This is a genomic window from Variovorax brevis (assembly GCF_030317105.1).
In the GTDB taxonomy this organism is placed as follows: Bacteria; Pseudomonadota; Gammaproteobacteria; order Burkholderiales; family Burkholderiaceae_C; genus Variovorax; species Variovorax brevis.
The window spans coordinates 294002-307665 of the sequence record NZ_JASZYG010000001.1; the positions used below are offsets into that span (position 1 = coordinate 294002).

General features: G+C 62.1%; 10 protein-coding genes and 1 pseudogene. 10 read left to right on the top strand and 1 reads right to left on the bottom strand.

Going from position 1 to position 13664, the window contains the following annotated elements; all coding sequences use genetic code 11:
* The first annotated feature begins 64 nt into the window (after positions 1 to 64).
* Entirely contained in the window at positions 65 to 964 is a 900-nt protein-coding gene (locus QTI66_RS01170; protein ID WP_286556887.1) for a hypothetical protein, read from the top strand.
* 306 nt (positions 965 to 1270) lie between these two features.
* Positions 1271 to 2089, top strand: a pseudogene (locus QTI66_RS01175) (polysaccharide biosynthesis protein); the annotation flags it as partial.
* Between the two features lie 39 nt (positions 2090 to 2128).
* Here the strand turns inward: QTI66_RS01175 and QTI66_RS01180 are convergent.
* Complete coding sequence (locus tag QTI66_RS01180; RefSeq protein WP_286556888.1) at positions 2129 to 2356, bottom strand: hypothetical protein; 228 nt, start codon at positions 2354 to 2356, stop codon at positions 2129 to 2131.
* Positions 2357 to 3173: 817 nt separating this feature from the next.
* On the opposite strand from QTI66_RS01180, the gene QTI66_RS01185 reads away from it, so the two are divergent.
* The 8 genes from QTI66_RS01185 to QTI66_RS01220 all read left to right on the top strand — a co-directional run bounded on the left by QTI66_RS01185 (position 3174) and on the right by QTI66_RS01220 (position 13661).
* A complete protein-coding gene (locus QTI66_RS01185; RefSeq protein WP_286556889.1) occupies positions 3174 to 3587 on the top strand; it encodes a polysaccharide biosynthesis/export family protein in 414 nt (137 codons plus the stop codon).
* Positions 3588 to 3609: 22 nt separating this feature from the next.
* Entirely contained in the window at positions 3610 to 3951 is a 342-nt protein-coding gene (locus QTI66_RS01190; RefSeq protein ID WP_286556891.1) for a Rossmann-fold NAD(P)-binding domain-containing protein, read from the top strand.
* The gene (locus tag QTI66_RS01195) at positions 3935 to 4495 is read left to right on the top strand and encodes a sugar transferase (protein ID WP_286556893.1); all 561 of its coding nucleotides are present in this window, start codon (positions 3935 to 3937) and stop codon (positions 4493 to 4495) included. The genes QTI66_RS01190 and QTI66_RS01195 overlap by 17 nt, the downstream gene beginning before the upstream one ends.
* 328 nt (positions 4496 to 4823) lie before the next feature.
* Positions 4824 to 7133, top strand: a complete 2310-nt coding sequence (locus tag QTI66_RS01200; protein WP_286556894.1) for a VanZ family protein — start codon at positions 4824 to 4826, stop codon at positions 7131 to 7133.
* Positions 7134 to 7294: 161 nt separating this feature from the next.
* Positions 7295 to 9367, top strand: coding sequence for a transketolase (gene tkt, locus QTI66_RS01205; protein ID WP_286556895.1), 2073 nt, complete (start codon positions 7295 to 7297; stop codon positions 9365 to 9367).
* A gap of 17 nt (positions 9368 to 9384) precedes the next feature.
* Positions 9385 to 10203 (top strand): Cof-type HAD-IIB family hydrolase, encoded by an 819-nt coding sequence (locus QTI66_RS01210; protein ID WP_286556896.1) that lies wholly within the window; start codon positions 9385 to 9387, stop codon positions 10201 to 10203.
* Positions 10200 to 12122: a glycoside hydrolase family 15 protein gene (locus tag QTI66_RS01215; RefSeq protein ID WP_286556898.1), complete on the top strand. Its 1923-nt coding sequence runs from the start codon at positions 10200 to 10202 to the stop codon at positions 12120 to 12122. The genes QTI66_RS01210 and QTI66_RS01215 overlap by 4 nt, the downstream gene beginning before the upstream one ends.
* Positions 12123 to 12239: 117 nt before the next feature.
* Positions 12240 to 13661 carry a DUF3300 domain-containing protein gene (locus tag QTI66_RS01220; RefSeq protein WP_286556899.1) on the top strand — a complete coding sequence of 474 codons (1422 nt, stop codon included), beginning with the start codon at positions 12240 to 12242 and terminating at the stop codon, positions 13659 to 13661.
* The last annotated feature ends 3 nt before the right edge of the window (positions 13662 to 13664 follow it).

The following is a 13664-nucleotide window of genomic DNA, read 5'->3' on the forward strand; positions in this document are numbered from 1 at the left end:
CGCGAACGGTGGACGGCACGATGACTCGATCTACCAATTTGCGACGCACATGTCGCCACGGAAAATGACTGCAAATAAACTGCTTCAAGCTTTGACAGCATTGCTACTCATCACTGCTCTCACCTCAGCACTGAGCGGCGAGCCGATGTCGATAATGACGTGGGGAGTTAGACCAAGCGAATTGGCATTGCCATATGTCACTGAGATTCGCCATGGATGTCATGCCGATCCGCTCGTATGCGTTGAGCGTTACAAATCCAATGGTCAAATCAACTATGTCGCAATTGCGTTTGCGCAGCCGGAACTTCCCGAACTGAACATTGGGAAGGCAAGGGCGTACTCCTTGCTATCTGAACGCATACCAGAACTCAAGGAAATTGGCCTTGACGATTTTTTTGCGTTCATGAGAAAACTTAAGGCGACTGCGAAGGATAACTACCTTGAGCAGTTGATTGATGCAACCAAGTCGGCAAATTCAAGCCTGAGATTTGGAGTCACCGTTTACGAGGATGAGATCAGCAAAATCAAGCGGGACCAATCGACTTTCTCTCCAAGTGCACTAGCAAAGATAGATCGGGTAGCCCTCTATGTTCATTACCGAACCAATGGGAGCAACTATCCGGAGTATGTTCGTGCTGTCAAGGGGCTGTTTCCGAACGCGAAAATATACGGCGGCGTGTATCACTATGACAGAGCGGATTACATAAGGTGCAGTCAAGACCTTCCAGGTAAGTGCAGTAAAGAGCGTGAGCTTGGTACGTACAGAGATCTCTTGCAAATGCAGTTCTCCATGCTTTTCGAAGGGCAGCTCAATGGTCTTGAGTTTTATCCTGGATTCTTCGGGAACGAGTCGGCTTGGTCGGGATGGTCGAAGGAGCGTAGCTGCAGCGTGGATCGCCGAAGCGAGTGCGTCGCGAATAGCCAAGCAATGACAAGGGAGACGCTGCAGTTATTTAGGCGCTGAAGGCGAGGCCGCGTAGGCCCCCAAGTGGCCTAGCTGGGATTCGGGGCAAAAATAAATAATGAACGCATTTCGTCTTGACGGTCAGAACTTGGCCTTGAGCTGCTCCGCCCCGAACCCCACCCAATTGCGAGTTGTGCCGGCAGGTCCTAAAACACGTTTGGAGACGATCAAATTGCGTCAGCCGTTAAAACGGGCGGAGCTAGGCATTAACTTTGACCAAGACCCGCCGCAGGATTGGCATCAGCGATGCGAAGTGCTAGAAGGGGCGAGGGGTATGGCGACCTGGGCCCGTCGAAGTTGTGTGGGCCGCGAGTGGAGCACAAGCCAGCCGAGCGCGTGAAGAACAACGTGTTCGGCACCCTGGTCACGGCGCAAATGGCAGCGGAACATGGCGTGTGCGACTTCGTGCTCGTGAGTACCGACAAGGCCGTTCGGCCCACCAACGTCATGGGCACGAGCAAGCGTGTCGCCGAAATGGCGTTGCAGGCGTTGGCCGAGAAGTATTCGAAGATTCCCGGCAGCACGCGTTTTTGCATGGTGCGCTTCGGCAACGTGCTGGGTTCGTCGGGCTCGGTGGTGCCGTTGTTCCGCCAGCAAATCAAGGATGGCGGGCCCATCACGCTCACGCACGAGAACATCACGCGCTACTTCATGACGATTCCCGAGGCGGCCCAACTGGTGATTCAGGCGGGCGCGATGGGGAAGGGCGGCGAGGTGTTCGTTCTCGACATGGGCGAGCCGGTGCAGATCATCGACTTGGCACGCCGCATGGTGGAACTGTCAGGCCTCACGGTGGCCGACGCCGCCAATCCCGAAGGCGACATCGCTATTCGCATCACCGGCTTGCGCCCCGGCGAGAAGCTGTATGAAGAACTGCTCATCGGCGACAACCCCTTGCCGACGCAGCACCCGCGAATCATGAAAGCGCACGAAGACTTCCTGTCGTGGCAGCAGCTCAATCTTCGGCTGCAGGCGCTGTCGGCGGCCGTCGAGGTGAACGACGTGCCGCGGATTCGTCAATTGCTCCAGCTCATGGTGCAGGGCTACCAACCCGACAGCGAAGTCGTGGATTGGGTGCACATGGAACAGCTTGCTACGCAGCTGTCGCAGCCTCTGGTGGCTTGATTCGGCGTCGGCACTCGGCTACGCGATGTGGCTCGCGGGTCAGTGGCCGTCGACCGGGCCTGAGGGCTGAAACTCCCAACGCGACGCCGCACCGCTCTGTAGGTTCCTTGACAGCATGGCGCTGTCGATCAAGGTGACCTGGCTTTCCGAGCTCAGGTAGGTGCGGTCACCCGCGACTGCGGGGTTCGGATGCAGCAGCGCGCTGGCCGCCGCGACCAGCGCCAGTGCGGTCGTCGACCAAAACAGGCTGCGCGATGAGAGTTTCATTGCCTTGCTCCGGAGGATTGGAACGCGCCGGGATGCGCGATTTCAGTGCCTCTTAATTTAGGCGTCCGTCCCTGATTGGCGAAGTACGGACTGCATAGGGCCGATGTGACTTTTTCAACTGCGTGGACGCGACGCCGACTTTGCTTCTTGCCCGCTGACCTGAAGCTTTGGGCATCGATGGCCCTGCGATAGCGCTGTTGCGGCCCATGTAGTGGGCTTCGCGTGTCTTCTGGCACCCGATTGCCTTTTGCGATGAGCGCCCGTCTGACCACCGTCGGGCTCGAGCCGTCCTGATGCCCCCTCCGGGAACGACCCGGTCTCCCGCCGAACGACGGCGCCCCCCCCAAAGTCTCTGTAGATCAACACGCGCGGCCCGCTTCTGTGGGCCGCGCGTTTTCGCTTTGCGCGCAAACGCCGCCCCATCCACGCGCCTCGGACCGCGCCTGCAAACACGGCAGATGTGACCGAATTAACGTAACGAATGTTGCAAATTAGTGTGGCGTTAGAGGAACATCGTTTTATCAATTGGGAGTGAATTGTCACCAATTGATTTGGCCGCCGATTCTTCCACTTCACCTTGTTTTTGAACCAGGAAAGCGCGTAGCAATTGGCGTCTTTGCATGATCTTGGGCGCCTTTTGGGGGTGCATCTGGAGGTGATGACAGTGTAAGATTCCGAGACGCAAATGTGTAAGGAAATGAGACATTGCGTGACAATTTAAGAATATTCTCGGCCAATGTTTTTAACCGTGAATTGACTCACATCGCGGCCTTAACCCCTAGTTTTTCTTCTTGCCTCCATGTTGATTCCTTTTCCAATGCAAGTCGCAAAGGGCAGTTCCATTGCCCGCTCGTTGGCACTTTCATGCACGGTTTTGCTGATTACCGGCTGTTCCTTTTCGCCTGGAATTTCGTTCAGCGACCCTCAGCCGACCTTGAAACGTATTGTGGGAACCCAGCCCGGCAACGCCACTGATCGGCCGCCACCGGGGGCGTTGCAAGAGGTCACTCCCGAACTCATTCAGCGCCAGCGCGCGGTTCAAGCCAGCGATGTAACGGCCGACGTCAAGCACTTGTTCGGCACGCCTGGACCGTATCGCGTCGGCTCGGGCGACATCCTGAATATCGTGGTGTGGGATCACCCCGATCTCGCGATGCAACGCGCCCGGAAACTTTGCCACCCTGGTGAGTTTCTTGCGGCGCGGCTGGCCCTTGCCTCTGGGCGCTATTGACAACCGGCGCAGCTATGTGGGCTTGGACAACCTGGCGGATTTTCTGTCCACGTGCGTCATTCACCCGGGCGCCGCCAACCAGACCTTTCTGGTCTCCGATGGCGCGGACATTTCAACCACCGAACTGCTGCGCCAGATGGCCAAGGCGCTGGGCACGCCCGCACGTTTGCTACCCATCCCTTCCTCGATTCTGGGGTTCGGCGCCAAGTTGCTGGGCAAGGCGGATATGGCGCAACGCCTGTGTGGTTCGTTGCAAATCGACATTTCCAGGACGCGGGATTTGCTGGGCTGGCGTCCGCCCATCGGTGTCCATGAGGGTCTCAAAAAAGCGGCAGGGGGGTACTTGTGTGAAACGCGCGTTTGATTTCGTTTTGGCGCTGGCGGCAGCGGTGATCCTGCTGGGGCCTGTGCTGGTCGTTGCATTGGCGGTGCGTTTGACATCGCCGGGCGCGGTGTTGTACTGGTCCGAGCGAGTCGGGCGCAACAACCGCATCTTCAAGATGCCCAAGTTCAGGAGCATGCGCGTGGGCACGCCGGCGGTAGCCACGCACATGTTGGCCAACCCCCAGTCCCACCTGACGCCCATCGGCAGCTTCCTGCGCAAGAGCAGCCTGGATGAGTTGCCCCAGCTGTGGAGCATCCTCAAGGGCGACATGAGTTTCGTGGGGCCGAGGCCGGCACTTTTCAATCAGCAGGATTTGATCGAGCTGCGAACCCAGCGCGGCGTGCACCAACTGGTGCCCGGCCTCACGGGGTGGGCTCAGGTCAACGGGCGCGATGAATTGCCGATTCCCGAAAAAGTCAAGCTCGACATTGAGTACCTGCACTGCCACTCTATTTGGCTCGATTTTCACATTATTTGGCTCACCTTCGTAAAAGTTATTCGCCGAGAGGGGATTGCTCATTGAAGCGCATGAGTGTGACTTTTGATTTATACACGTTATAATTACTTTTTGTGTACACCAAATTCGGATGCCTGCGTTTCTAAAATCAGCCTCGGTGCACAACACTGAAGCCGGCGCCATATCTATAAGAAGTGTGACGTAGTTCACCTAATACAAGCGGAGAGGGCATTACGAGGATATTCGTGTAAATCGCATTGTTACTGTGTGATAAAAACTTATACCTTGTCGCTTAGTCAGTCATGTATTTACTCCATGCGAGCGCGGCCGTTTTGACAGCTGACGCTTTCGAAAAACAAAAATCCCTGTCTGATTTCAACCTTGGTGCTCTGCAATGAACGCCGGAGCTTCGAAACAAAACTTCAAGCGCTGGTCGTTCTGGGTCGCCGCCCTGGTTGTCCTGGTGCTGGCGCTGATGCCATTTGTTCCTCGCGAGATTCCCTCCACGGGCTGGGACAAGACGAACCACATGCTTGCCTTCGCAGTGTTGGCGCTGTTGGGGCGGGCTGCGTACCCGCGTCGTGCGATGTCCGTGCTGACGGGGCTTCTCGCGTACGGCGCCCTGATCGAAGTGCTGCAATCCTTGACCCCCTCGCGAGTTGCTGAGTGGGGCGACTTGCTTGGCGACGGCGTCGGCCTCGTACTCGCCTACGTCATAGGCTTGGCGCTCGACAAGCATCCCTTTCGAAACTCCGTCGGCCCGGTTCTCGGACTCTCCCGAGGCACAAAGCGAATCGTTGCCCTTGCAGTAGACGCCGGCCTCTGTGTGCTCACCGTCTGGATGGCACTGTCATTGCGCCTCGATAGCTGGGTCGCGCTTCAAGGAGCGCACTGGTGGGCCGTTGCAGGCTCCCTGGTTCTCGCATTGCCTTTGTTCGTGACCTTCGGTCTGTACCGCGCCATCTTCCGCTATGGCGGCGGGGCCGCAGTCACGGCAATCTGGCAGGCATCCTTGATCTACGCCTTGCTGTACGGCGTGGTGTTCGCTGTGATCGGCGTTGCCGGTGTGCCGCGCACTGTCGGGATGATTCAGCCTGCGCTCCTGCTGGTCGCGATCGGCGCATCACGGGGCCTTGCCCGGCATTGGCTGGGTGGCAGCTATCAAAAAAGGATCTCTCGCGTTGCGCTTCCAAGTGCCCTGATCTACGGTGCCGGGTTGGCGGGCCAGCAACTCGCTGCCGCACTCCTGAACAATCCGGACATGCAAGTCGTCGGCTTCGTCGACGACGATGATCGCCTTCACGGCGGCATGGTTCGGGGCATTCCGGTCTACAGCCCCGACAGCTTGAAGGAGCATGTCCGCAAGCTGGAAGTCAGCACCGTCCTGCTCGCCATTCCCTCCGCATCGCGCAAGCGCCGCAACGAGGTCCTCGCGTCGATCCTCGAAGCACACGTGGCGGTTCGCACCTTGCCGGGCCTGATGGACCTGGCCCACGGCCGCGTGCAGACCAGCGACCTGCGCGAACTGGACATCGACGACCTGCTGGGCCGCGACCCGGTGCCGCCCAACCAGATGCTGCTGAGCAAGACCATCTCCGGCAAGGTCGTCCTGGTGACGGGCGCAGGCGGCTCCATCGGCAGCGAGTTGTGCCGGCAGATCGTCAGGGCCGCGCCCGACACCTTGCTTCTGCTGGAGCGCAACGAGTACGCGCTCTACGCCATCAACTCCGAACTGCAGAAGGAACTGGCCGAAGGCGGAATCGCCGAGACCATTCGCATCGTGCCCTTGCTTGCCTCCGTGCGCGAGGAAACGCGCATGCGCGAGATCATGCGGACCTGGCGGCCCCACACCGTGTATCACGCGGCCGCGTACAAGCACGTGCCGCTCGTTGAGCACAACGTCGCCGAAGGTGTGAAGAACAACGTGTTCGGCACGCTGGTCACGGCCCGCGTGGCTGCCGAGTGCGGCGTCAGCGACTTCGTGCTGGTGAGCACCGACAAGGCAGTGCGGCCCACGAACGTCATGGGCACGACCAAGCGGCTGGCGGAACTGGTGCTCCAGGCTTTGGCGGAGAAGGCTGCCCATGTGCCAAGCTCTACCCGCTTTTGCATGGTGCGCTTTGGCAACGTGCTGGGCTCTTCCGGCTCGGTCGTTCCCTTGTTTCGCCACCAGATCAAGGAGGGCGGCCCGATCACGCTGACGCACACGAACATCACGCGCTACTTCATGACCATCCCCGAGGCGGCCCAACTTGTGATCCAGGCGGGCGCGATGGCGACGGGTGGCGACGTGTTCGTGCTGAACATGGGCGAGCCGGTGCGCATCATCGACCTGGCGCGGCGCATGGTGGAACTGTCGGGTTGTACCGTGTGCGACGCACAGAATCCCGATGGCGATATCGAGATCCAGATCACCGGCCTGCGCCCCGGCGAAAAGCTGTACGAAGAGCTGCTGATCGGCGACAACCCCTTGCCCACGCACCACCCGCTCATCATGAAGGCGCATGAGGACTATCTGGCCTGGGACGAACTCGGCGTCAGGCTGCACGCGCTCTCGGGTGCCGTCGAGGTAAACGACGTTCCCTTGATTCGCCAACTTCTCAAGGAGGTGGTGGTGGGCTATCAGCCCGATGGCAAGGTGGTGGATTGGGTCCACATGGAGCAGCGCACGGCGCAGCCGTCGGTCAATCTGGCCGCTGCGTGACCCCGGACCAGGTGATGGAACCCAACAAGGGAAGAATGCTGACGTCTTGAACTACCGGCGAAGGCTATGGTCATAGCCTTTCGTTCGTCGGCGGCCGAAGGATGATCCATCATCCGGATGCGCGTTCGCGCGAACAGCATCCACACGATTGGAGCTTCGGTATGAACGAAGAGGCTTTCCGGGAAGACGGTTCGCCAGACCGCCTGGCCATCGACACGATCCGCACGCTCGCCATCGACGCGGTTCAAAAGGCCAACTCCGGCCACCCCGGAACGCCGATGGGGCTGGCGCCGGTCGCGTACACCCTGTGGCGCGACTTCCTGCGCTACGACCCCGAGGTGCCCGATTGGCCGAACCGCGACAGGTTCGTGCTGTCGGTGGGACATGCCTCGATGCTGCTGTACGCCATCCTGCACCTTGCGGGCGTCAGGGAAATCGACGCAGACGGCAAGCCGACTGGCGCGCCAGCCGTCAGCCTCGACGACATCCGCAGCTTTCGTCAACTGGGCTCCAAGACGCCGGGCCACCCCGAATACCGCATGACCACCGGCGTGGAAACCACGACGGGTCCGTTGGGGCAGGGCTGCGGCAACTCGGTCGGCATGGCGATCGCGGAACGAGCCCTTGCTGCCCGGTTCAACCGCGACGGCTTCACGCTGTTCGACCACGATGTCTATGTGCTTTGCGGCGATGGCGACATGATGGAGGGCATCTCCGGCGAGGCCGCTTCGCTTGCCGCGCACCTGGCGCTCTCCAGGCTTTGCTGGATCTACGACAGCAACCGCATCAGCATCGAAGGCTCGACCGAACTCGCCTTCACCGAGGACGTGGGGAAGCGCTTCGAGGCCTATGGCTGGAACGTGCTGCACGTCGACGACGCCAACGACACCCAAGCGGTCGCCCGCGCGCTGGAGACTTTCAGGAACACCCATGACCGACCGACGTTCATCGTCGTGCACTCGGTGATCGGCTGGGGCAGCCCGCGCGCCGGGAGCGAGAAGGCGCATGGCGAAGCCCTGGGCGTCGACAACGTCCGCGCCACCAAGAAGGCCTACGGTTGGCCCGAGGACGCGCAGTTCCTCGTGCCACCGGGCGTTGCCGAATCATTCAACGCTGCAATCTCGAAGCGCGGAAAAGCTGCACGCGAAGCCTGGGTCGGTGAGTTCGAACGCTACCGTCAGCGCTACCCACACGAGGCGACCGAATTCGAACTGCTGCGAGAAGGCAAGCTCGCCCCCGGCTGGGACGCCGACATTGCAGACTTTCCCGCCGACCCCAAGGGCATCGCCTCCCGCGACGCGGGCGGCAAGGTGCTGAACGCCATCGCGCCGCATGTGCCGATGCTCATCGGCGGCGCTGCAGACCTCTCGCCCTCGACAAAGACCAACCTGACGTTCGATGGTGCCGGCTCGTTCGGGCCCAACACCCATGGCGGCCGCAACCTGCACTTCGGCGTTCGCGAGCACGCCATGGGCGCCATCGCCAACGGCATGACGCTGAGTTACCTGCGGGCTTACACCGGCACCTTTCTCGTCTTTGCCGACTACATGCGCGCGCCCATCCGGCTGGCCGCCATCATGGAAGTGCCGACCATCTTCGTCTTCACCCACGATTCCATCGGTGTGGGCGAAGACGGACCCACGCATCAGCCCATCGAGCATCTCGCGACCCTGCGCGCCATTCCCGGGCTCGACACCATCCGGCCGGCCGACGCCAACGAAGTGGCGGTGGCATGGAAGGTGGCGCTGGAGCACACGCACGAACCCACCGCGCTGGTGCTGTCGCGCCAAGCCCTGCCGACGCTGGATCGCACGAAGTACGCCTCGCCCGAAGGCTTGCGCAAGGGGGCCTATGTGCTGGCGGATGCCAGCGATGGCCATCCCGAGATTATCCTGATCGCGACAGGAAGCGAAGTTTCCCTGGCCGTCGATGCGCACGAGCAACTGATTGCGCAAGGCGTACGCTCGCGGGTGGTCTCCATGCCGAGCTGGTATCTCTTCGAAAAGCAAGACCGTGCGTATCGCGATCAGGTCCTGCCGCCGCAGGTTCGAAAGCGCCTCGCGATAGAGCAGGCCGGATCTTTGGGATGGGACCGCTACGTGGGAAGCGATGGCACGACGATCACCATGTCCACCTTCGGCGCTTCAGCCCCGCTTGCCAAGCTTCAGGACAAGTTCGGCTTCACACGCGACAACGTGATGAAGGTGGCGCGCGAACTCCTCGCGGCTCCATGACGGCGGGGACAAGACCCTTGAGCACCGCTGACATCCGCCTCGTCGTCTGCGACATCGATGGCACGCTGGTCCGGCACGACAAGAGCTTGTCAAGCGGGAACATCGAAGCAGCAAAGCGGCTGGTCGCCACGGGCACGCAGATGACGCTCATCAGCGCGCGCCCCATGAGCGGCATGCAGTGGATTGCCGAGGCCCTCCACCTCGACGGCCCCTTCGGCGCCTTCAACGGCGGCACCGTGTTCCATCGAACGAACGGCGTGATTGGCCAGCCCACCCGCTTCACCCCCGAACTCGCCTTGCGAATCCTCTCGATCCTCGACGCCGCGCAGGTCGACGTCTGGCTCTTCGCGCACGATCGCTGGTATGCGCGCGACGCGCTCAACCCCCATGTGCCGCGCGAGAAGCTCTCCGCAGGCATCGATCCGACGCTGCGCCCCGATCTTGAAAACCTCTGTGATGCAGTCGACAAGATCGTCGGCGTCAGCGACGACGCACCATTGCTCAAGCAGCTCGAGGCCACGCTGCTCGGTGCCACGCGGGACGAAGCCACGGTCGCGCTTTCACAGCCGTACTTCCTCGACGCCACCCCATTGCTCGCCAACAAGGGCGACGGCGTGGCGGCCGTTGCGGCGGCGATGGGCGTGCCGCTTCAACACGTCGCAGTCATCGGCGATATGCCCAACGACCTGCCGATGTTCGCCCGCGCGGGCCTGTCGATTGCGATGGGGCAGGCGCCTGATTCCGTGCGGGCGGCAGCCGACTGGGTCACCGCATCCAATGAAGACGACGGCGTCGCCCGCGCCATTGAGCGACTCATCAGGGAGCGCACTGCATGACGCGCAAGGCCAAGTCCCCGCCCACCGCAACTTCGCGCAAGGCTCCGACCACAAGGCCCCGGCAACGCCGACCCATCGAAGACTACGCCCTCATCGGATCCACCCACAGCGCCGCACTCGTGCACCGCAGCGGCGAGATCGAGTGGCTGTGCCTGCCGCACTTCGATTCCAGCGCGATGTTCGCCAGCCTGCTGGGCGACGAAGGCAACGGCAGCTGGGCCCTTCATGCGCGCGACGCAAAGGCGCGCGTCACGCGGCGCTACCTCCCTGGCACCGTCGTGCTCGAAACGACCATCCACACCGCCAAGGGCAAGGCCACGGTCACCGACTTCATGCCGCGCCCCACGCACGACGGCACGCACGAGCTGGTGCGCATCGTCCACGGTGTCGATGGCACGGTGGCCATGCACACCGCGCTGCGCATCCGCTTCCACTACGGCCAGTGGGTGCCGTGGGTCCAGCAGCGCGAAGGCGCCGTCAACGCCGTCGCAGGCCCTGACGCCGTGCGCATCACCTCAGGTGTTCCGCTCGTCAACAAGGTTTTTGCGAGCACCGCGGATTTCAGTGTGACGGCAGGCCAGGCCATTGCCTTTGCGCTGGAGTGGTACCCCTCGCACCAGAAGCCGCCCATCGCGCGTGACGCCTATTCGCTGCTCGCGCGCACCACCGCCGAGTGGAACGCATGGACCGTGCGATGCGCCTACGAGGGCGAATACAGCGACGCCGTGACGCGGTCTTTGCTGACGCTCAAGGCGCTCACCTACGAGCCCACAGGCGGCATCGTCGCCGCGCCGACCACGTCGCTTCCCGAGCGGCCCGGCGGCGAGAGAAACTGGGACTACCGCTTTTGCTGGTTGCGCGATGCCGCCCTCACGCTCTATGCGCTCATCGGTTCAGGCTTTGTGGAAGAAGCCAGCGATTGGCGATGGTGGCTGATGCGCGCCGTCGGCGGCTCGCCCGAAGAGGTGCAGGTGATGTATGGCCTGCATGGCGAGCGCACCCTGACCGAACTCGAACTCGACTGGCTTTCCGGCTACGAAGGCAGCAAGCCGGTGCGCATCGGCAATGGCGCACAGGCGCAGCGGCAGCTCGACGTGTATGGCGCCGTGATTGCAGCCTTTCATGCATCGCGAAAGGCGGGCCTGGCTGACATGGACAAGGTCTGGCCGCTGGAATGCGCCATCGCCCACAAGCTCGTCGTGTTGTGGAAGGAACCCGATTGCAGCCTGTGGGAAGTGCGCGGCGAGTTGCGCCACTTCGTCCATTCGAAGTTCATGTGCTGGCTCGCCTTCGATCGCATGATCGCCAGCGCGCAGGAGTTCGGCCTGGAAGGGCCCGTCGACTTGTGGCGCACCGTGCGCGATGAGATCCACGCCGATGTCTGCAAGCAGGGCTACGACGAAGCCAGCGGATCCTTCGTGCAGTACTACGGTGCGAGTGGTGTCGACGCTGCCTTGTTGTTGATGCCGCTGACCGGCTTCCTGCCCATCCACGATCCGCGCGTCGAGGGCACCGTGGCCCGCATCGAGCGCGAGTTGATGATCAACGGGCTCGTCTACCGATACCGCACCGAAGAGCGCGTGGATGGACTCGAAGGCGGGGAGGGCGCCTTTCTCGCGTGCAGCTTCTGGCTGGTGAATGTCTATGTCGCGATGGGCAAGCTAAGAAAGGCCCGGACACTCTTCAAACATCTGCTTTCACTGGGCAACGATCTCGGCCTGTATGCGGAGGAATATGACCCCGTTGCAGGACGTCAATTGGGTAACTTTCCGCAGGCCTTCTCGCACATCGGATTGATCAACAGCGCCCATGCCATCGTGTCCGCAGCAGGCGGCGTTTGGGAGCTGGCCGACTGTGATGGCAAGAAGAAACGCACATCGAAACGCGTCAAGCGACGGTCCGGTTCCAGGCCTTCTTGATGCGCTTTTCCAGACCATTGCCGCGTCTCGTTTTTCGTCTATGCTCGCGCCTCCGAACGCCTGATGTGTGCGACGCATCAAGCGCTTCACGCTCCGCAAGAGAGGCAAAGGAAGCACATGCGCAAGTACGTTTCTCGATGGCTGATCGGTATCGTCGTCCTCTGTGGCAGTGCGCTCATCCATGCGCAGGACAAGCTTGACAACGCACAGTTGGACCAGCTGTTCGCACCGGTCGCGTTGTACCCCGATGCGCTGCTCTCGCAGATCATGATGGCCTCCACCTATCCGGATGACGTCAAGGCTGCAGCCGAATGGTCCAGGGTCAATCAGACCCTCAGCGGCGACGATGCAGTGAAGGCCGTGCAGAACACCGCCTGGGATCCCAGCGTGCAATCGCTCGCCGCATTCCCCTCGGTGCTCGACATGATGGGTCGTCAACCGCAGTGGGTCGAGTCGGTCGGCAATGCCTTCCTCGACCAGCCGGAAGATTCGATGAACGCCGTTCAACGCCTGCGCAGGCAGGCCCAGGACGCAGGCACCCTGAAGACGACGGAGCAGCAAACGGTCACGGTCCAGGCGCAAGGCGCGCAGCAGGTCATCGCCATCGAACCGGCCAATCCGCAAGTGGTCTATGTCCCGAGCTACAACCCGACGACGGTGTACGGCACATGGGCGTACCCCGCCTATCCGCCTTACTACTACCCACCGCCACCGGGCTCCTACTTTGCGAGCGCCATGGTCGCGGGCATCGGCTTCGGGATTGGCGTTGCAGCGGTCAACTCCTTGTGGGGTGGCTTCAACTGGGGGCGTGGCGATGTCAACGTCAACGTCAACCGCTACAACAACATCAACGTGAACAACCGCCTGAGTGCGAACCAGACGAACTGGAACCACAACCCGGCGCATCGCGGTTCGACGCCGTATCGCGGCAATGCCTCGCGCCAGCGCTTTGATTCGCAACGCCAGGCCGGGCTGGCGAACCGGGGTGCCGGTGGTGGTGGCGCACTCAGTGGGCGCGACGCCCAGCGCGACCGCGCTGCGCGTACGCTTGAATCGCGCACGGGCCAACCGATCAGGGGACACGAAAGCGGCGGCCTCCAGGGCAATCGCGGCGGCGGTGCAGGCGATCGTGTCGGACAAGGAGGCGGAGGACGCCAGAACCCCGCCGCGCGGCAGCATCAGGATCGAAGCGCCGCGCAGGATCGCGCGCGCGCCGCCAACCGGGACAGCGCCTTCCGCGACGCAGGCAATGGCGACAAGGTGCGTCAGCAGGCGCAGCGGCCGGGCGCCAAAACCGCAGGCGCTGGTGGCGGTCTTCACCAGACCGCAGCCGGAGCGGGCTCGCGCCCCAACGCGGGGTCCAGACCCAATGCGGGCTCGCGGCCCAGCGCAGCGTCCAGACCTGCAGCGGCCTCCCGGCCAGCTGCCGCCTCCCGGCCTGCAGCGCATGCAGGCGGCGGCGCCAGGGCAGGCGGTGGCGCCCACGCGGGTGGCGGAGGCGGCGGCCACAGGGGCGGTGGACATGGCGGCAGGAGGTAAGTG